The organism is Lactococcus hircilactis (assembly GCF_009601015.1).
Lineage (GTDB): Bacteria > Bacillota > Bacilli > Lactobacillales > Streptococcaceae > Lactococcus > Lactococcus hircilactis.
Genome location: NZ_WITJ01000026.1, coordinates 1 through 18,280, shown reverse-complemented (window position 1 = coordinate 18,280; position 18,280 = coordinate 1). Strand labels below are relative to the sequence as shown.

Below are 18,280 nucleotides of genomic sequence, written 5' to 3'. Positions count from 1 at the left end.
ATCAATCACGCAAGACGATTTAGGAATGGCTTTTATTCCGTTAGTTTGCGAGGCGATAGAGGAAGAGGACAAATGAAAAATTTATGGGTATTACATGAAAATAAAAAAGACCGCTGGGAACGGGCTTGGCAAATAGTTATCTGTCTATATTATAACATATAAGGGAGCGTTTACGTGGCTAAAATTGATAAATTAGACAGAATAATTAGGGACTATGTTAATGGTAATCTTGATAAGAAAATCAAGGCAAGAACAAATCAACTCACTTATAAATCTAAAGTTGATAACATAGATGTGAATGATGCAATAGACAATGATAGTGAATTAGATAAGCTGTACTTCATCAAGTCACAAATAGAAGTGTGGTACTTCTCATATCCTGAAGCTAAGACGATCTGTGAGCTACGCTGGAGGAAAGGAATGCAGCAGTGGGAAATCAAATACGAAGTGAAGATGAGTGAGAGTACAATCAAGCGAAGATATAAAGAGTTGAAGGAAGTAATAAGTGAGTGGATAGGTATTGAAGAAGTCTAATATATAGGCTTCTTTTTTGCTGAAATCGTGACAGATAAGTGACTTAATAGTGAACGAATAATGAATGAATAATGAACGTTCAGACATTTAAATAACTGGGATAATTAAAATAAGAAATAAAATAAAAAGTTTTTTTCAATGTACCCCCCGGGTGCAAATTTTTGAGTAAAGAGTTTTATGCACCGTGATTCCCTTGGAATTTTTCTCTCAGCGTTTTGAGCCTAAAATTTTTCAGTAAAATCTTCTTGAATCTTTAAATATTTCATAAAATCTTTAAAAAAATAAAGGAAAAGGAGGAAAGTATGTGAGTGGTTAGCAAATTAGACGAAAAAGAAATAACAGAATCAATTCTTAAAAAAGTTTCACTTGGTGTAAGTGACCTCAAAATATACAGAGCTTTGAAAGTAAGTCCTCCGACATTCAAACTCTGGAAGAATGACCATCAAGAAGAATATGAACAAGCTAAAATTGAATTCCAACTTTTAGCTTTAGCAAAAGTAGAAACTCAATTAAATAAAAAAATTCGGGGAGGATGGAGGCGTAAAGAAAAGTATGAGGTTGACGATGAAGGGAATGAGATTCTTGTTTCTGTTGAGCGTCAGCAAGTTGACCCTGAGCTGAATGCCATCATGTTCTGGCTTCGTTCTCACCATCCTGAAATATATGATCGTGTGAATATGAAACGCTTAGAATTAGAACAACAAGAGGGGTCTAATATCCAAGAAGTTATTCAGCAGCTCAGCAAGTTTGACATCAACAAATATGAAGTAGATGAAGAACCAGATGGCAACGAAAAAGACATTTTAAATCTTTTAGACGAAAACAAAAATGAATAAAACTTGAAAGGAGCGATAAAGTGAAGTATTTAAAAGAATACTTAGAATATAATATTGAAAATAAAATCAAGATAAACAAAGATATTCAAAAACAGATTAAAAAATCAATTCGTATTCACAAAAAATATATTTATCGTCCTGAAAGAGTAGAACAAGCAATTGACTTTATTGAAAATGTTTTCATGTTAACGACTGGTGATTTAAGACCAATCAAATTGTTACCACCTCAAGAGTGGTGGATTGAATGCTTGTTTGGCTATGACATGGTAAACCCACAAGGCGAACAAGTGCTATTAGTCAATGAGATGTTTTTAAATGTTGGGCGTGGAACTGGGAAGTCAACATTTGCTGCTGCAATCGTTCTTTACTTCATGATATTAAGTGGTCGGTTTGGGGCTAAAGCTCAAGTTATTGCATACGATAATTTACAAGCTGAGGCAGTTTTTGGCCAAGTGAGAAATCAATCACGGGCTAGCATTTTGTTGTCTGAAATGAGCGATTTCAATATGTTCAACAGTACTAAGACAGGCTTGTTATTTGGACCGATGCTTATAAAATTCGTCAAACAAACAAACGACGTGAACAGGGCTCAGGGTGGAGATACCAGCTTGAATGTCTTTGATGAGGTTCATGTTTATAAAGATGATATTACCGAAGCTGTTAATAAAGGCTCACGCATGAAACAAGCGAACTGGCAATCTATTTATATTACGTCAGGTGGAACAACTCGTAAAGGGCTATATGACACCATGATCAAGCGTTTCAGTTCAGCTAAAGAATTTAAAAACGATCGATCAGTAAGTTTATTATATCGTCTTGAAAATATTGATCAGGTCAGAGACAAGCGTAATTGGTCTATGGCTTTGCCTTTAATCGGTCATCTTCCTAAATGGTCAGCAGTTGAAGAAGAATATGAACTCAGCAAGGGGGACCCAGCACTACAAGTTAAATTTTTAGCGATGTCAATGGGTATTGCCATGAACAACGTGCGAAATTACTTTACTGCAGGAGAAAGCGCAAGGAAAGAATTTGATTTGAGTGTTTTCAAAGGCGCTAAAACATACCTTGGAATTGACCTTTCATTACATGGAGATTTAACAACCTTTGCTTTTTTGTGTAAGCCCGATGATATTTACTACTTGCATACAATTTCATTCACGACACGTAAAGAATTTGAACAATTAGACAAGGATATTCAAGATTTATATCTTAAATTTGAACAAGAAGGCTCATTAATCATTCTTGAAACAAATGACTATATCAAATCTAAAGACTTGATTCAATATCTCGTTAAATTCAAGAAAGAAACAGGTTGCTATTATCAAATGGTCGGTTATGACCGTGCGAGGTATGAAATTCTTGAGAAGCTTATTGAAAAGTTCTTTTTCGACAAAGATGATGATAGACAAATAGCAATAAGGCAAGGATTTGCAATGAGTGACTATATCAGGATATTGAAAAGCCAACTCAAGCAAAATACAATCTATCACAATCAAGAGTTACTTGAATGGTCACTTATGAACACGGCTGTAAAAGTTGGATATAATGACGATTTAAAGCTTGTTAAAACTACCAATAGTAAAAAGATTGACCCTGTTGTAGCGTCAGTTATGGCATTGCAAGCTTACATTAGAGATGAAAACTAAAGAGGTAAATAATGATTGATTTGCAAGCTGACTCAGTCCGGACAAGTGGATTCTATTCTGACAAGCGCTGGATTGATCTAAGAGACTATATCAGAAAAAGGGACAAGATGACATGTAAACTCTGTGGAGATTTCACAGCAAAAAAATATGAAGTTGACCACATAGAAGAATTAAACATGAACAATGTAATGGACTTCAATATCTCTTTTAATCCTGATAACTTACAGCTTCTTTGCTTCGATTGCCATAGAAGAAAAACAGCTAGAGATAAAATAAAAGATGTTGGCAGATTATTGTATTAGAAAGGGGAACAATGGAATTTAATCTATTTGGTAAAGTTGTAAAAATTCAAAGCTCAAAGCTCAATCAACAAACGCAACGGGCTGACGCTTGGAATACTGAAATAATTCAAGTAACAAGTGGATTCTACAACAATATTAGTGCGAAGATTGCAAGTGAAATTTCAAAGCTCAACTTTCAACACGTCAAATATAAAAAAGTTGCTGGTGGGGCAGATACATTATCAAGCTTAGACGGTTCTGATATTGATGAAGCCTTGAATTGGTCTCCGAAAGGATATTCTAATTCTGTTGAATTTTGGACAACTGTAACAAAAAGACTTTTAACAACAATAAAAGTAAATATTAAAATTATCACTAATTCAGACGGGACAATCAAAGATTTAAAGCTTTTGGATGGTGATGAGACAGTCAACGATAATGAAACAATCAATCTTGTTAGCCCGTTTTTTATAAATCAAAACACTAGCATTTTAGATTCAACACTTTCAAGCATTGCAACCAAGTTACAACAAGGTCGGATGCGTGGAATGCTTAAAGTTAATGCACTTATTGACGAAACTGATGACGATTTCAAAGAAAAAGCGTTGAAAACAATCACAACAATGCAAGAGGTTTCAAATTATAACGGGCTTGGGGTAATGGATGGGAAATCTGAGATTGTTGAATTCAAAAACTCTTATAGCGTCCTGAATGATGAAGAAATCAAACTTATCAAAGAAGAATTGCTAAGTTCTTACTTTATGAGTGAAAGCATTTTGACAGGAAAAGCATCGCAAGAGGAGCAAATACTTTTCTATAATTCAACGATCATACCTCTTTTAAATCAGCTTGAAAAAGAACTGAGTTACAAGTTAATCAGCCAATCTAAAAGGCGTAATATCCAAGGTAATCTTTACTATGAAAGAATTATCGTTGATAATCAACTGTTCAAATTTGCGAGTCTTAAAGACCTTATTGACTTATATCATGAAAACACGCAAGCACCATTCCTTACTGTTAATGAGTTCAAAACACTGGCAGGACTTGAACCGTCTGAGGGTGGAGATGTGTACCTAACAAATGCGAACAGTATGATGATTGAAAATTATAGCGATTTAAAGGGCTTGCCAAATGATGATAACTCGGATGGCAAAGACGCTTAAAGAAAGGAGAAACTTTGAAAAAATTAGTAGAAAATATTGCGAATTTCAAGCTAATTGAAAATGCAGTAGCAGAAGAAAACAATGATAGTTCTGATTTAACAATTCAAGCTATTGTTGCTCATAGTAATGTGAAGAACAGTAATGGATTCACTCTTGTGGATGATGCACTTGTTTTCAATCGTGAATTTTATCCGTTTTTGTTTAATCATACTGACACAGATTTGCTAGGAAAGACAAAAACTCACTTTGATAATAAGCTAAACGCTTATGTTAGTGACATCTCAGTTTATGGAGACCGTCAAGAAATTATCAGGGCAATCAACGAGGGCGTTTATGATAGTGTTTCTATTTCGTACTACCTCGATGAATATAGCTTTGATGAAGATGATGACATCATTGTTACAAAAGCGACAATGAAGGAAATATCACTTGTTTCAGTAGGAGCAGATGATGAAGCAAAATTAATTTCAAACGAACTAGAGCAAGAAAAGAAAGCTCATGTTTTGGCAAAAAATCGACTAAAGGAGATTAAAAAAAATTATGAATAAAATGGACAAACTCGAACTTGAAAAAAATATTAAAGATTTGCAAGTTCGCAACAATGAGTTAAAAGCTCGGAACAACGAACTCAAAGAATTGATTCTTGCAGAAAATAATCTTGAAAATGCAGAAAAATTTGATAAAGAATTCAAGGAAAATCTTATCAAAATCACAGAATCAGAAAATGACATCACAGAAGCAAAAAACAAACTGGTTAATGAGCCAAAAGGAGAACAAAAAATGAGCAAATATATCGAATCTAAAAACTCTGTTGTAGACTTCATCGCAACCCTTGCAAATTCACGTACAAAAGAGGAAGTGAAAAACAAATGGCGTGCCAAACTCGTTGAGAATGGGGTTACAATCAAAGACGATAGTCTCATGACGCCAAACCGCTTAGTTTCAGCGATTGAAACATCATTAACAGATTCAAATCCTGTTTTCAAAGTTTTCAACCTGACACATGTTGGCGCTTTGCTTGTCTCACAAGGTCTTACATCTGACGATGAGGCACAAGTACACATTGAGGGCACTGAAAAAACTGTTCAATCTGCTGTTCTCACAATTGATTCAATCACTCCGCAAATGATTTACAAAATTCAAACAATTTCTGAGCGTGCAAAAAATTTACAAGCAAACTATGACGAGATTTATTCCGTAATTGTGGCAGAATTGACACAAAAAATCGTTAATAAAGCCGTTGACCTTGCACTTATTGAAGGGGATGGAAAAAATGGTTTTATGTCTATCGCAAATGAAAAAGATACTAAAAAAGTAGCTAGTATTTCAGGTGCAAAATATGTTGATGCAATCGAAGATGCTTGTGATTTTGTGCGTGGTACAACAGGAACGAAATATCTTGTCTTGACGGCTGCTCAACGTAAATTAGTTTTGGCAGAACTTCGTGCTTTAAATACTAATGTTCGTATCAAAAATAATGATGCTGATATTGCGGATGAAGTCGGTGTAGATGAACTCATTATCTACACAGGAACAAAGGCAATCAAACCAACGCTCATCGTTGATAAAACATACCACATTGATATGAAAGACTTGACTAAAGTTGACGCTTTCGAATGGAAAACAAATGAAAATGCAATCCTTATTGAGTCTCTCTCAGCTGGTAAGGTTGAAAAATTGAAAGCTGCAGCAGTTATCACGGTTACACCCTAATAACGCCCTTAGGGCTACTTTAGGGGCAAAGCCAACAGCGGATAACACAAAAGCTGAAATTCAAGACTACTTGGATAATCAAGGAATCGGTTATCAAACGAGTATGACAAAAGCTCAGTTGCTTGAATTAGTCGGATAGAAAGGAGTTTCAAAAAATGGATGAATATATTAAGACGTTTTGCGGAATTCCTGAAGGTGTAAAAGTTTACGATTCTCAAATTGAACTCAATAAAGGGATAGCTCTCACAAGGTTGAAGATGGCAGGTGTAAGTTCTGACGAAAAAAATAATCTAGTGATTGATTATGTTGCAACGTTTTGCAGACTTCGCATGATCACTGAACCGACAAATCAGTTTGTTCAAACGGAACAAGCTCGATTGACTGAAATCATTACACTTTTGACTTATGGAAAAGAGGTGCCTGAATGATTTTCACACAGGTCACTCTTGAAATAAGTGAAAAAGTAAAAAAACCCAATGGGGCAGAAAATAGCGTTATTAAATACGTTATATTACCAGCGAAAAAAGAGAGAATTTCTCAAAATAGACTGGATGAATTCAGTATGCAAGGCTTGAAAAAGGTCGTAAGACTGAGTTTGAACAATGTCGGAGAGTATGAATTTAAAATCTTTGATTACTTCACTGATGAACATGGCATACGCTACAAACGAACAGTTTGGGAACGTGACACGCAAAGTAACAAGATTATTCTTGAAGGAGAGGTTGCAAATGGCATTTAATTCATATATGGAATGGAAAAAGGAGATTGACAAAATCGGATTTCAAGATATTATTCTTGGGGTCAAGGACACCATTACAGCCGATACACTCTATATTTCAATCTCAGATAGTACAAAAGTAGGCTCAGATGATTTTAGGTGGGTCATTGGCTATACTTACACGGTTATATCTAGTGTTAAAAACGTTGACAGTCCACTCATTGCGCAGTTGGCAGAATTTCTTGATGACGGTTTGCAGTTGCTAGGATTTAGCGACACAAGCCATTTGTACAATTATCAAGGCTCTGTTTACTTGCCTGTTGGTTCAGGTGGTCAAGCATGGGAGTAGATAATTTTGATTGGAAAGAAATCGCGAAGGGTTACTCAAATGAAGTAACAAACAAGGTTTCTGATTATATTGAGACGCAAGTCAAAGCACAAGCAATGAAAGCAGGTGCTAAATCTAAAATTCAACGTTCTCACGGTCACACATACAGATACAAAAATACAGGCGAGTTAGCGCGAAACATCAAAGCTAAAAAAGATGATGATGGTCACTGGTCGGTATCAGATGGTACACGGGCAGACTATTCAAAAGGCTATCATGGAATGTATTTCTTGGTGGAAAAACGTGGGGAAAGAGAAGTTGCAAGGATTTTGAAAGAAGCAATATCTTTCACAGAAAAAACTAAATTATAAAAAAGAAAGTAGGTCTAAAAATGGCTTTAAATTTAAATTATGGCGAACGCAAAATCTTTTGGGGCGCTAGTGGTTTGATGATTGGAACGCTTGCGACAGGTAGCAAGGTAACCAATTTGAACCTCGTAACAGGATTGACAAGCATTAAAAAAATGGAATCAAAAAGTGAAACTGCTAACTTTGCAGCGGATGATGTCCCAAATCATGGCAGTAAGACGACTGCAGGGGCGCTTGAAGGCGAAATCAGTTTCTTGCAACTTGACACTCCTGTCATGCAGGACTTTTTGGGACAAGTACAAACGGCAAATAAACTTGGTTACGTTCCAACAGGAAAATACACTGATAAGATTGTCCAATATATCAATAAAGCACGTAAGAAAATGGCTGACGGGACACTTGTTGACGGCTATAAGATCACAGTTTTTCCAGCATTGAGGGCAACTGGCGAGGCAACTTCTGACAGCGAGACTGACAACGAAAAGGGAACTGACGCTATTGAATATACTATTCCAGTACAAGGCGGTTCAACACCACTTTATTCAAGCGGTGGCTTTAAACCGTCAAAAATGGAATATGAAGTCTGGGGTACTGATGCTGTTAATTTTGAAAATAAAATGAATGCTGCTCTGTTTATCGTGTTCCCTGATACTGTTATTACAGGATCATAATAAAAATGAAGGGGACATAAAATATGAAACAACTCTCGACGGCACGTAAATTTAAACTGATCACAAAAGTTGACATATTCAAAAAATCAAAAGAATTAGAAGCAGCAACAAAAGACGAAGCAAACGATATTACGGAAACAATTGAATTTGTTCAATATGGTTTATATCTTGCTTTTTATGAAAAAGATTTGAAAAAGGCGAAGGAATACTTTGATGAATTTCTCACATCAGGGGAATTTGACACAGAAGATGAAACTGTGAAAAGTTTAATGGAAAAATTCAAAGCCTCTTTTGAATGAGGGATTGGGGCGGTACTTTTGGTATCGTCCTTTTCTTAAGAGGTAACCTATGAAATTAAAAGACGCAATAAGATATTACGAACTTACTGGAAGGGATATTCTATCAGACATTGACAAACAAGCCCAATATCTCAGAGATTTAGAGTTGTTTGATTTTGTTCATGACGATTTCACAGAGGTTTTAGAAAGTCTTTATGAAAATTTGTTGTTACTGTGGTCAGATGGTAAAGTAATTGACGAAAACATAAGCATTCCCACAAAAGAGGAACTGACCGCTAAATATTTAACGAGTATTCCAAAAGAAAAAAGCGAAGAAGATAATCAAGAGGTTGTATTTGAGGCACCAAGTTTATTAAAAAAAACTGAGAAAACCGAAAACAAAACGTTTAATCTTTTAGTTTCTTTAGTGAATAGTGAAATAGATATTAGTCAATTCATGAATTTTGAAATTGAACTTGTGATTGATATTGTCAATACAGTAGCAGAAAAAAGAGAAGAACAAGAAAAGAAAAACAAAAATAAATTATAGATTGGAGGTATAAAATGGCATCAAATGCAAAATTTCAGATTGATATTTATGGGAATACCGTTCAATTTGAGAATAGCTTAAAAGGTATTGATTCAGCTATGGCTAGTTTGAAAGGTGAGGCAACAGAGCTTCGAAAACAGCTTAAATTTGACCCGTCCAATGTTCAAAACATGACTAAGTTGCAGAACAATTACAAGCAACAGTTAGAACAAACACGAAATAAAGCAGAATCATTAAAAAAAGAACTTTCAACTTTAGATAAAAGTACTCCAGACGGTCAAAAAAAGTTCATTCAACTTTCTAAATCACTTCAAGATTCTGAGTTAAAAGCAAATTATCTTGAGAAGGACATTAAACAATTAGATTCATCTATTGCAAGTGGTAATTTTAAAGTTAATATAAAAACCGATGATGCGGAAAGCAATATTTCAAAAGTCAAGTCAGGATTCAACGGGCTTAAAGAAATTGCCGTCGGGGCAATGCGTGAAATCGGTTCAAGTATTATTAATGCAATTGGAAATAAATTTGGCGATTGGATTGGTGGGGCTTTAGACACTCAACGCTCAATGATAGCATTGAAAAATACCATGAGATTCAAAGGCAATCAAGATGAATTTGATGGATTATCAAAGAGGATGTCAAAACTTGCAACTGATACAAATGCAAATACTAAAGACGCTTTAGGGATGGCTACAACATTTATAGGTCTTGGCGATTCAGCAAAGATTGCAGGAGATAAAACAGACGCTTTAATTCGGGCAAATCAAAACTTTGGCGGTAGTTCACAATCGCTTGCAGGTGTTTCAATGGCTTATCAACAAATGTCAGCAAGTCAAAAAGTAAGTGCTGAAAATATTAATCAAATGTCTGATAATAACACAGCCTTGGGAGCGTCTCTGAAAGATACTGTAATGCAGATGAATCCAAGCTTAAAACAGTACGGCTCATTTTCTGATGCTGTCTCAAAGGGCAAAGTAAGTATTCAAATGCTCGATGATGCGATGGCTAAAATGGCTAAAGGCTCAGGGGGTGGGGAATCAAATATTGGTGATTCATTTGATAGTTTAAATGAAACCATTGAAAAATCTTTACTTCCAGCATTGCGTGAAATTCAACCAGTAATCACTAATATTTTAAACGATATAATTAAATCTATCCCATCAATAGCCTCAATGTTAGGGAACGTCTATAAGTGGATAAAGAAAAACTGGGACTGGCTCAGTAAAATTCTGATTGTTGTAGGGTCACTGATTGCGATTTGGACGATTTTCAGTGGTGTTATGTCTATTGTTAGTACGGTCATGTTCACATTTGGTATTTCAATGGGTGTAGCTTTTGGATGGCTTACAGTCATTGTTTTGGCAATCGCTGCAGTCGTTGCGATAGGTATTTTGATAGCCAAAAATTGGAAAACAATAGGTCAGCTAGCTGTTAGTATTTGGGGCGGAATAAAAAACTTCTTTGCGGGTCTTGGAACTTGGTTCGGTCAGCTATGGACTGGAATTATGAACGTGTTTAAGTCCGTTTGGCAAGGAATGAAAAATGTAATCACTACGATATGGAATGGAATTAAAGCCTACTTCTCAACACTCATTGCTTTCTATACAGGAATTTTCAACGCTATTCTAAACGTGATTAAGATAGCTTTTAGTTTTGTTGCAGGCATTGCAAGTCAAGCATTCAATGCAATCGTTCAATTTTTTACACCTTTAGGGAATGTATTTAAAGCTATTTTTGATTTAGTCGTGGCTGTCTTTAGACTTGGTTGGGAGTTAATTCTTGCATTAGGTCGTGGGGCTTGGATGGGCATTCAAGCAGTTTGGAACGGTCTTGTTGGATTCTTTCAACCAATCTTTCAAGCCGTTGCTAATGTGGTAAATGGAGTATTTAATGCGATACGTGGATATGCTCAAGGAGCTTGGAACTTTATTGTTAGTGTATTTAGTGTCGTTGCTGGTTGGTTTAGTGGGATATTCAACAGTGTAAGAAATATAGTTTCAGGAGTGTTTAATGCGTTCGCTGGTTTTGCACGTTCAGCATGGAGCGGAATAACAGGGATATTCTCAGCTGTTGGTTCTTGGTTTAGTGGTGCATTTAATTCTATACGTGGTGTTGTCAGTGGTGTATTTAATGCGTTTGGCAGTATTGCACGTTCTGGATATAATGCAATAACAGGCGTGTTTAGTGGGATTGGTTCATTCTTCTCAGGAATTTTCAACGGTGTTAAAGACATAGTAGATAAAGTCCTTGGTGGAATTGCTGACACTATAAACGGAATCACAAAAACAATAGGCGGAATTACTGACAAAGTTAAGGGGCTGTTTAAGGGTTCAGCAACTGTCAATGTTGCAAGAGAGTTTGCAGACCTTAAATCAAGAGGTCTTGTACAAAATAGTTCAAGTAGTTCAACAGCAAACTATAAAAATACATTCAATATTCAAGCAGGAAATCAAGATACAACAGCTTTAGCACGGGCTATCAAGCGTGAATTTGATTTAGGAAGGGCATAGTAAATGGTAAGACAATACAAAATACACACAGACCTTACCTCTGAAAATGATAAGGTTTGGGATATGACAGATGGTATCATTAGGTTTTATCAACCATCTGACTTTGGATTGATAAATATAACAAACGTCTGGCAATCTCAAGGTGTTGGAATTATTGGGAATAGCAGTATTTCACACCCTGAGTTAAGTTTCAAGCTTGAAACTTTTGGGGATAGTTTAGAGGACAATTATAGAATCTTCAACTCTTTTATTAATGATATACTTTCACAGAAATATGTCACGCTTGAATATACAAATGAACTTGGCACGTATTTTGGCGATATTGAGCTTTCAAAAGTTTCTAAAACTGAGGCTTACGGATTTAATGGCACATTTTCGGAAGAAATCGCATTTAATCCGATTAATCTGTGGTATACGTTTGAGGATTTAAAGTTTTCAAACATCGACAGTGCTCAAGGTACAAGAAATCAAAAGATACATGCTAATAGTCAGCTCAGTTTGAAAAAGTTTAGAGGTGCAAATATTTCAGCATTTGTTGATTTAAGTATTGATGATATTGTTTCACAATCTAAAAGAATCAATGTCAATACTCTTACAGTACCTTTCAGAGTAGTTGTAGATAATGCAACGAGTGACACTATGTCATTCGGTAGTGACTATGACCGTCAATTGAACAAAGTATCAGAACTTACAAAGCGTGGTTATAATGTCATCATTGAACCTTATCCATATATTGCGGATGGCTCAATTCCTGAGACACAATGGATACCAAGCAACACAGACAACTTTTTTACTAACTGGCAAGCAATTTGTGACAGAATTGGGGCTATTGCTCAAAAATATAATGGTAAATATTATATTGCGAGTAATTTAGTTAATGTTGAATCATACAGTGATAAATGGGTTTCATTAATAAATGCTTTAAAGGCAAAATATACAGCACCGATGATATACAGAACTAACTATTGGGTAACAGCGAGTTGGGCGCCTGACACAATCACTGCTTATCAGAACAAACTGAATAATCCATTATTTGGGCTTGTTGATGAGATAGCAATTGCGGGATATTTTGAATTGACAGATAAGGATGTTCCAACTGTTGACGAGTTAAAACAAGCAATATTAAATGTTCCGATCTACAACAGGGGACAAAATATTTTTAGTGAAATTAAAGCCTTTAATGACAAATGGAAAAAGAAAATTTTTTTCGGAGAGTTAGGAATTGCACCATACAAAGGCGCATCCGCTACACCTTGGAAATACGACTATCCATCAAGCGATTATAATGAAACTGTTCAAGCAAATTGGTATCAAGCTTGGTATGAAACTTTTCAAGATTATGACTGGTTCAATGGCTTTAGTATTTTCTTGCTTGGTTCTGAGAATCTATTCACTATTACACCTTTAGGGGAAAAGACACTAAATACTCTAAATTCAAGAAGAAATCCAAATGTTGTTTATCCAAATTTGAACTTATTAGATGGAACATCGAGTATTTTTAAGAATGCAACCATTCTATCTGGGCAAAGCTCATTCGTTCTATACGGAGATTTAGGAAAATTCAAAAGCAATACTGTTACTATTTCGGCTTTTCTTGATTTAACAAATTCATCTTATGATGCGAAAATACAATTATGGACAAATAGCGGAGTAATAGCTGGAAGTGTAGTCAAAGCTGGACAAACAGGATATAGTATTGGATATGGTATAATTCCAAGTTCTTTCACTGCTTCAAATATCGCCATAAGAACAGAAAATGTAAGCATATCTACCACTATTCCTTACTTTGGACTTAAAATGGAACTTGGTTCAACCGCTACGCCATGGGTGCCAAGTAAAAGCGAAGCCTCATCAAATGATTTTGATAACTTAAATGATTTATATACTTATAATTATGTCTATGTACAAGAGGACAATATTGAACGTTTTGCGAAATGGAAAATTTCTCAGGATATTTTCAGTATCGAAGCAAAATTAATACCAAATAAGAGGGCTACAACATTTGGTATTAGATTCCTTGATGAACAATTCAATGAGTATAGTGCGATTATTTTTAACAATAGCTCAAACGCAACACCTGAGAGTGTGATTCTAAATACTGACTATAATAATGAATATTATCAATCAAAAGTTCAAGGGACAAATGTTTTTGTTAATGCGTTCAGCAATATTGACTTTTCAAGGTATCGGACAAGACAGTTTAAAACTGGTTCAATGGAAATTGTCGGACTTGCTAAAATAGAAATCAATGTAAAACGAAAGGTGGATTTTGTCTAATGTTAGAATTTAATTTATATGAAAATTTTAATCCTAATTTAAATCTTCCTTGGAAACAAAAAGTACCTAAAACTAGAGGAACGATAATGAATTATGAGTTGTGGCAAACAGGCTATAAGTTTACCTCAACAGGTGTCCTGAGTGTTACGGCAAATGTTGGGGATGTTGTAGAAATTCTGATTAATAGTGACTATAGTTATGCAACAGTTGATTATAAGAGTGAAAAAGTAAATCTCAGCTTGTTGTTCGTTGTGATTGATATTGATGATAGCAACAAGGCAACGTTAAAAAATTACTTTTGGGCTATGGTTGATGGTGTGGATGTTCCAACAAGTATTTTAAGTCAGTCAAGCTTAAATATTTTGAAATTAATTTTAAATCAAAAAACAACAGCACTAGTAACTGACGGAATAATCGTGAATGAAAGCGAATTATCAAAAGTTTTCCCCTATAATCGAAAATCTGAAACAGATAGTGCTGAAAATATTTTAAAAGATATGTTTAGATTCTTAAAGAAGCAACCAATTACGATTTTTAAAAACAATAAAATTCAAACTTTATTAGTTTCTCAGTCGTGGAATCGTGCTGAAATAAAGACAAGAATTGACGAAAAACAGAATATAGCGATAGAAAATGAGGTAATAACTGATCGGTCAAACTATAATTTTTTGAATGCTTATGTAAAAAAAGATGATGGGACATACCCAACAAGCCCAATAAGCTATACAATCTCAGATACTAATGTTCTGATAAATATGGATAACTATTCGGGTGACGGTACAGATTTACCTGATAGGCGACTCATCAAAACAGGATTTTTTGACAAGCAACCAACAGATGAAGAAATTAAGTTTCAAATATCAAAAGATACAACGGTGGCAAACTTATATTTTAATCAAAATTACTTACTGCCATTGTACACGAACGACTTGGTAAATGTTTATTATCAAGGGTTGTCATACCGTGGTTATATTTCAGATAGGTGTTTTGTAGAATCTGATAACGGTGTTACAAATGAACGTTTGTTATTCGTTCAGGGGGTGTCATGATGATTTATGAGGCAATTCTTGGAAATAAATACATCATTGATGATTTCATTGATGACGTTGAACTCAGGCTTGACCATCAACAAATTTTACCTTTCAATTCAATCACAAAAATTAATAGGAACACGGTTCAAATTGATACACCCTTAAGTTATGAAATCGGTCAAGGGGTAAGTATTGGAGGTTTTGAGACTGGTAACAAAGGGTTCAGGATGTTAGAACTATCTATCACTGATTTTCCTGTTTTACAAAATAGCTATATCACAAAAATCATTAATAAGAAATATGAATTAATGGTTATTTAAAAAGGAGAACAATTATGACAATTAGAAACTACACGTTTTTTAGTCCAAACGGTAACGATTTCCCTGTCAGTGCTAATGGAGACGCTAAATTATACATGCTTTTAGCTGGAAATAGCTACTCACAATTTATCGTTAGAAACTGGCAAAATCCAACCATCACGGGATTAAATAAAATTTATCAAGCAACAAGTGTTTTACTGGCAGGTAGATATTTTGAGTTGAACTATGAACCTGTTACATTGTTACCAAATACGATAAATTATGTGCATGTAAATATCGATATTTCAAATACAAGCAAACCTGTAAGCCTTACAGTTGAAAGAACTGACAACAGTAATTCAAATGATATTAATATTGGAAATAGTATAATCAAGCGTTGTATTGACCAAGTAACAACAAATCAAAACACAGTAATTTCAAGTGTTACACCAGAACAGGGACGAAACTTTGATGTAATTAACGCACAAACAGCTAAAATCAAAACTTTAGATGTTAGTGACAATGTAGACTTACCAGTCTCTACTACCCTATTTAAATTGCCTTACATGAACAATAACGGTAGTCGGTTAGTGCGAAGTGGAAACATGGTTATTTGTGAGGGAACATTTACCAGTACTTTGGTACGTCCAGCAGGTGCCCTTATTGATATTGGTAATTATGCGTCTGAGACTATACCGCTTGGTTATAGACCTGTTCAGCCAAAAGACATCTGTTTTTACAGACGAACTACGGGTAGTGGTCAAAAAGTGGGACGAGTTCAGGTTACTTCAGATGGGCGTTTTACTGAACTATATGTTTTTAATGACGGATTTGATACCACTAGCGCAATGATGTTTGATGGTGCTTGCTGGATGACAACCGACCCATTCCCAACAAGTGACAAAATTAATTAGAAAGTTGTGGTAAATGATAAATAAATTAATATTCATTTCAATTTTAATCATGGCTATCTTATTTGTCACTTGGGTAAAGGATGGCGAAAGCATGAATCCACCAATTAAAAGAAGAATTATTATAGATAGTGTAACTATCGGTATCTTTTGGCTGTTGTATTTTGGCTTTTTTATCGCAAGCGATGGGACGTACGACAATGAGATAAAAGGAATAGTAGATATTTCTCTATTGTTCTTTACATTTCGTCTTGTGCAATTAGTTGCCAGATTAAACCCTATTGTCAGTGAACTTATCACTTTCATAAAGGAACGAAACGAAAGCAAAAATAATAAAAGCAATGAATAAAAAGGAGAAAACAAATGACTTTAAATGATAAAACTTACAAAATTGTAAAATGGGCAGTTCTGACAGTCCTTCCAGCACTTAGTGTGTTAGTTGGCATTCTAGGCAAGGCTTACGGTTGGAATGGTACAGATTTAGCCGTTCTCACTTTAAACGCTGTGGCGGTCTTTCTAGGAGCAGTGACAGGCGTTAGCGCATTAACTTATAACAAGGAGAACAGCAATGACAGTAAATAATGAACAAGTGATTAATTGGTTCACTAACAGAATAGGCGACCTAACATACTCAATGGATGGTTCACGCAATGGCTCAGATGGAACGGCTGACTGTTCAGGTTCAATCTCACAAGCTTTGATTGAAGCGAGTGGAGTGAATGAGGGATTACTTTCAACAATTTCACTAGATGGTTATCTTGCGAAATTAGGTTATCAGAAAGTTTATTCAGGACCTACTGCAGGAGCTAACAATAATCAAGATGGAGATATTATCTTAATGTCGATTACAGACGATATGGCAGGCTCTGGCGGTTCTGGTGGGCACGTTGGAGTAATCCATCAAGGAGGGAACTTCATTAGCTGTACGGCTACGAGATGGACGGACGGGGCATTGTTTGTCGAAGGTCAAGCAATCCAGTCAGCTCCATGGGGACAATATAAAAACGTAACACGCTTGAAAGCTCACAGTGAAGTATGGCGAAATGGTCAGTCTGAACAACGCCAAAGCCGTGGAATTGCAGTTGATGGAATTTGGGGTCACGATACATGGAAAGGTGTTCAAGAAATGCTTATCCGTATCGGTCACAATTTAGACCCTGATTGCGCTGATGGAATCGGTGGACCAATTACAATCAAAGCTTTACAACGTGCCTTAAACGCTAAATTGAGAATTAATTTAGACGTTGACGGAATCATGGGAGCACAAACAGTCAAAGCGCTTCAAAAATTGATGGGAACACCACAAGATGGCGTTATCAGTTCTCCAAGTTCTCAAATAGTTATCGCATTGCAAGAAAAAATTAATTCAGGTCAAGTCTGGATTTAAAAAAATAGCGCTCCGAAAGGGGCGTTTTTCTTTACAAAGAAAATGGAAAGTTATATAATGTTCTTATCCCAAAAAAACTTTTCATAAGTTTATCCTAAGCGTCCCTCTCCTAACTGGGGCGCTTTTTTGTTTTCCCTATAAAAAAGCAACAAAAAAAGCTCAAACTGACCGAGTTCAAGCCTATAAATTGTATTCGAAAGCACTTTTCAAGTTTATCTTTGGTCAATTAGATTATAGCACGATCATTTCTTACTGTCAATATATCGCCAAAAACCAAAACCCGTGAAATTCGACGGGTTTACATTATTACTGAGGTCACGAAAATTTGAAGTTACGCGGTTTCCAGCGGTTTGCTCCCGACATTTTTGTCGGTTGCAAAATAAAATCCTCAACAGTTTATTTTGTAACACAATTTTAATATTTAAACCGTTGACATAGTTGTACAACTATGATATAATTAATTCATAAAGTAAAGAAAAGGAACGAGGAAATCAAAATGACAACAGCAAAAGAATTCGCACAAATTACAGCAGACGCTTACTTGGCTTACAAAGGATTTGAAATTATAGATTTCAAAAAGGGTCAAAAGGTTGCTTTCAAAGCTCGCAACAACGACGGAGAACTTGAAGTAATGGCTGGAGAAATAAAAAATGAACACGGAATGACAGTGGTAGTTCTTGGCTCAGACGGAAAAGAACGTGAATTCGTGGCAGCATTTGCAAACCGTCAATTGAAAGTAATTGATTAAAATAGAAAAAAGGAGAAAACAAAATGACAAA

23 protein-coding genes are annotated in these 18,280 nt (G+C 35.4%); all 23 read left to right on the top strand.

Annotated features, from left to right (window positions below; genetic code table 11):
- Window positions 1-174 precede the first annotated feature (174 nt).
- The 23 genes from GHI93_RS12095 (at window position 175) to GHI93_RS11985 (ending at window position 18,249) form a co-directional block, all read left to right on the top strand.
- On the top strand, window positions 175-534 hold the full coding sequence (locus tag GHI93_RS12095) for a DUF722 domain-containing protein (protein WP_153497269.1): 360 nt from the start codon (window positions 175-177) through the stop codon (window positions 532-534).
- 308 nt (window positions 535-842) lie between these two features.
- Window positions 843-1,370 carry a bacteriophage terminase small subunit gene (locus GHI93_RS12090; protein WP_153497268.1) on the top strand — a complete coding sequence of 176 codons (528 nt, stop codon included), beginning with the start codon at window positions 843-845 and terminating at the stop codon, window positions 1,368-1,370.
- Between the two features lie 20 nt (window positions 1,371-1,390).
- On the top strand, window positions 1,391-3,016 hold the full coding sequence (locus GHI93_RS12085; protein WP_343030375.1) for a terminase TerL endonuclease subunit: 1,626 nt from the start codon (window positions 1,391-1,393) through the stop codon (window positions 3,014-3,016).
- Window positions 3,017-3,027: 11 nt separating this feature from the next.
- Window positions 3,028-3,318 (top strand): HNH endonuclease, encoded by a 291-nt coding sequence (locus GHI93_RS12080; protein WP_153497267.1) that lies wholly within the window; start codon window positions 3,028-3,030, stop codon window positions 3,316-3,318.
- Between the two features lie 11 nt (window positions 3,319-3,329).
- Window positions 3,330-4,460, top strand: coding sequence for a phage portal family protein (locus GHI93_RS12075; RefSeq protein ID WP_153497266.1), 1,131 nt, complete (start codon window positions 3,330-3,332; stop codon window positions 4,458-4,460).
- A gap of 14 nt (window positions 4,461-4,474) precedes the next feature.
- Window positions 4,475-5,008, top strand: coding sequence for an HK97 family phage prohead protease (locus tag GHI93_RS12070; protein ID WP_153497265.1), 534 nt, complete (start codon window positions 4,475-4,477; stop codon window positions 5,006-5,008).
- On the top strand, window positions 5,001-6,173 hold the full coding sequence (locus GHI93_RS12065) for a phage major capsid protein (protein WP_153497264.1): 1,173 nt from the start codon (window positions 5,001-5,003) through the stop codon (window positions 6,171-6,173). Before GHI93_RS12070 ends, GHI93_RS12065 begins: the two co-directional genes overlap by 8 nt.
- A 155-nt stretch (window positions 6,174-6,328) precedes the next feature.
- Window positions 6,329-6,601: a hypothetical protein gene (locus GHI93_RS12060; RefSeq protein ID WP_153497263.1), complete on the top strand. Its 273-nt coding sequence runs from the start codon at window positions 6,329-6,331 to the stop codon at window positions 6,599-6,601.
- Entirely contained in the window at window positions 6,598-6,912 is a 315-nt protein-coding gene (locus GHI93_RS12055) for a hypothetical protein (RefSeq protein ID WP_153497262.1), read from the top strand. Before GHI93_RS12060 ends, GHI93_RS12055 begins: the two co-directional genes overlap by 4 nt.
- A complete protein-coding gene (locus tag GHI93_RS12050; protein ID WP_153497261.1) occupies window positions 6,902-7,240 on the top strand; it encodes a hypothetical protein in 339 nt (112 codons plus the stop codon). Before GHI93_RS12055 ends, GHI93_RS12050 begins: the two co-directional genes overlap by 11 nt.
- Window positions 7,231-7,590 (top strand): hypothetical protein, encoded by a 360-nt coding sequence (locus GHI93_RS12045; protein WP_153497260.1) that lies wholly within the window; start codon window positions 7,231-7,233, stop codon window positions 7,588-7,590. The genes GHI93_RS12050 and GHI93_RS12045 overlap by 10 nt, the downstream gene beginning before the upstream one ends.
- A gap of 20 nt (window positions 7,591-7,610) precedes the next feature.
- The gene (locus GHI93_RS12040; protein ID WP_153497259.1) at window positions 7,611-8,258 is read left to right on the top strand and encodes a capsid protein; all 648 of its coding nucleotides are present in this window, start codon (window positions 7,611-7,613) and stop codon (window positions 8,256-8,258) included.
- A 23-nt stretch (window positions 8,259-8,281) separates the two neighbouring features.
- Window positions 8,282-8,557: a hypothetical protein gene (locus GHI93_RS12035; protein WP_153497258.1), complete on the top strand. Its 276-nt coding sequence runs from the start codon at window positions 8,282-8,284 to the stop codon at window positions 8,555-8,557.
- A gap of 49 nt (window positions 8,558-8,606) precedes the next feature.
- Complete coding sequence (locus tag GHI93_RS12030) at window positions 8,607-9,086, top strand: hypothetical protein (protein WP_153497257.1); 480 nt, start codon at window positions 8,607-8,609, stop codon at window positions 9,084-9,086.
- Between the two features lie 14 nt (window positions 9,087-9,100).
- Entirely contained in the window at window positions 9,101-11,596 is a 2,496-nt protein-coding gene (locus GHI93_RS12025) for a tape measure protein (RefSeq protein WP_153497256.1), read from the top strand.
- Between the two features lie 3 nt (window positions 11,597-11,599).
- Complete coding sequence (locus tag GHI93_RS12020) at window positions 11,600-13,873, top strand: phage distal tail protein domain-containing protein (RefSeq protein ID WP_153497255.1); 2,274 nt, start codon at window positions 11,600-11,602, stop codon at window positions 13,871-13,873.
- Complete coding sequence (locus GHI93_RS12015) at window positions 13,873-14,922, top strand: hypothetical protein (protein ID WP_153497254.1); 1,050 nt, start codon at window positions 13,873-13,875, stop codon at window positions 14,920-14,922. The genes GHI93_RS12020 and GHI93_RS12015 overlap by 1 nt, the downstream gene beginning before the upstream one ends.
- Window positions 14,919-15,224 carry a hypothetical protein gene (locus GHI93_RS12010; protein WP_211368899.1) on the top strand — a complete coding sequence of 102 codons (306 nt, stop codon included), beginning with the start codon at window positions 14,919-14,921 and terminating at the stop codon, window positions 15,222-15,224. Before GHI93_RS12015 ends, GHI93_RS12010 begins: the two co-directional genes overlap by 4 nt.
- Window positions 15,225-15,238: 14 nt before the next feature.
- Window positions 15,239-16,117: a hypothetical protein gene (locus tag GHI93_RS12005; protein WP_153497253.1), complete on the top strand. Its 879-nt coding sequence runs from the start codon at window positions 15,239-15,241 to the stop codon at window positions 16,115-16,117.
- A 13-nt stretch (window positions 16,118-16,130) separates the two neighbouring features.
- Complete coding sequence (locus tag GHI93_RS12000; RefSeq protein ID WP_153497252.1) at window positions 16,131-16,463, top strand: holin; 333 nt, start codon at window positions 16,131-16,133, stop codon at window positions 16,461-16,463.
- A 14-nt stretch (window positions 16,464-16,477) separates the two neighbouring features.
- Complete coding sequence (locus tag GHI93_RS11995; protein ID WP_153497251.1) at window positions 16,478-16,696, top strand: phage holin; 219 nt, start codon at window positions 16,478-16,480, stop codon at window positions 16,694-16,696.
- On the top strand, window positions 16,683-17,501 hold the full coding sequence (locus GHI93_RS11990) for a C40 family peptidase (RefSeq protein WP_153497250.1): 819 nt from the start codon (window positions 16,683-16,685) through the stop codon (window positions 17,499-17,501). The genes GHI93_RS11995 and GHI93_RS11990 overlap by 14 nt, the downstream gene beginning before the upstream one ends.
- 496 nt (window positions 17,502-17,997) lie before the next feature.
- Window positions 17,998-18,249 carry a hypothetical protein gene (locus GHI93_RS11985; protein ID WP_153497249.1) on the top strand — a complete coding sequence of 84 codons (252 nt, stop codon included), beginning with the start codon at window positions 17,998-18,000 and terminating at the stop codon, window positions 18,247-18,249.
- Window positions 18,250-18,280: the final 31 nt, after the last annotated feature.

What these genes read in the sequence shown, in the direction of transcription:
- GHI93_RS11985 (WP_153497249.1), top strand. Translation starts at nt 17,998, where the DNA reads ATGACAACAGCAAAAGAATTCGCACAAATTACAGCAGACGCTTACTTG.
- GHI93_RS12015 (WP_153497254.1), top strand. Translation starts at nt 13,873, where the DNA reads ATGTTAGAATTTAATTTATATGAAAATTTTAATCCTAATTTAAATCTT.
- GHI93_RS12025 (WP_153497256.1), top strand. Translation starts at nt 9,101, where the DNA reads ATGGCATCAAATGCAAAATTTCAGATTGATATTTATGGGAATACCGTT.
- GHI93_RS11995 (WP_153497251.1), top strand. Translation starts at nt 16,478, where the DNA reads ATGACTTTAAATGATAAAACTTACAAAATTGTAAAATGGGCAGTTCTG.
- GHI93_RS12050 (WP_153497261.1), top strand. Translation starts at nt 6,902, where the DNA reads ATGGCATTTAATTCATATATGGAATGGAAAAAGGAGATTGACAAAATC.
- GHI93_RS12000 (WP_153497252.1), top strand. Translation starts at nt 16,131, where the DNA reads ATGATAAATAAATTAATATTCATTTCAATTTTAATCATGGCTATCTTA.
- GHI93_RS11990 (WP_153497250.1), top strand. Translation starts at nt 16,683, where the DNA reads ATGACAGTAAATAATGAACAAGTGATTAATTGGTTCACTAACAGAATA.
- GHI93_RS12020 (WP_153497255.1), top strand. Translation starts at nt 11,600, where the DNA reads ATGGTAAGACAATACAAAATACACACAGACCTTACCTCTGAAAATGAT.
- GHI93_RS12075 (WP_153497266.1), top strand. Translation starts at nt 3,330, where the DNA reads ATGGAATTTAATCTATTTGGTAAAGTTGTAAAAATTCAAAGCTCAAAG.
- GHI93_RS12060 (WP_153497263.1), top strand. Translation starts at nt 6,329, where the DNA reads ATGGATGAATATATTAAGACGTTTTGCGGAATTCCTGAAGGTGTAAAA.
- GHI93_RS12030 (WP_153497257.1), top strand. Translation starts at nt 8,607, where the DNA reads ATGAAATTAAAAGACGCAATAAGATATTACGAACTTACTGGAAGGGAT.
- GHI93_RS12080 (WP_153497267.1), top strand. Translation starts at nt 3,028, where the DNA reads ATGATTGATTTGCAAGCTGACTCAGTCCGGACAAGTGGATTCTATTCT.
- GHI93_RS12040 (WP_153497259.1), top strand. Translation starts at nt 7,611, where the DNA reads ATGGCTTTAAATTTAAATTATGGCGAACGCAAAATCTTTTGGGGCGCT.
- GHI93_RS12035 (WP_153497258.1), top strand. Translation starts at nt 8,282, where the DNA reads ATGAAACAACTCTCGACGGCACGTAAATTTAAACTGATCACAAAAGTT.
- GHI93_RS12045 (WP_153497260.1), top strand. Translation starts at nt 7,231, where the DNA reads ATGGGAGTAGATAATTTTGATTGGAAAGAAATCGCGAAGGGTTACTCA.
- GHI93_RS12055 (WP_153497262.1), top strand. Translation starts at nt 6,598, where the DNA reads ATGATTTTCACACAGGTCACTCTTGAAATAAGTGAAAAAGTAAAAAAA.
- GHI93_RS12065 (WP_153497264.1), top strand. Translation starts at nt 5,001, where the DNA reads ATGAATAAAATGGACAAACTCGAACTTGAAAAAAATATTAAAGATTTG.
- GHI93_RS12010 (WP_211368899.1), top strand. Translation starts at nt 14,919, where the DNA reads ATGATGATTTATGAGGCAATTCTTGGAAATAAATACATCATTGATGAT.
- GHI93_RS12005 (WP_153497253.1), top strand. Translation starts at nt 15,239, where the DNA reads ATGACAATTAGAAACTACACGTTTTTTAGTCCAAACGGTAACGATTTC.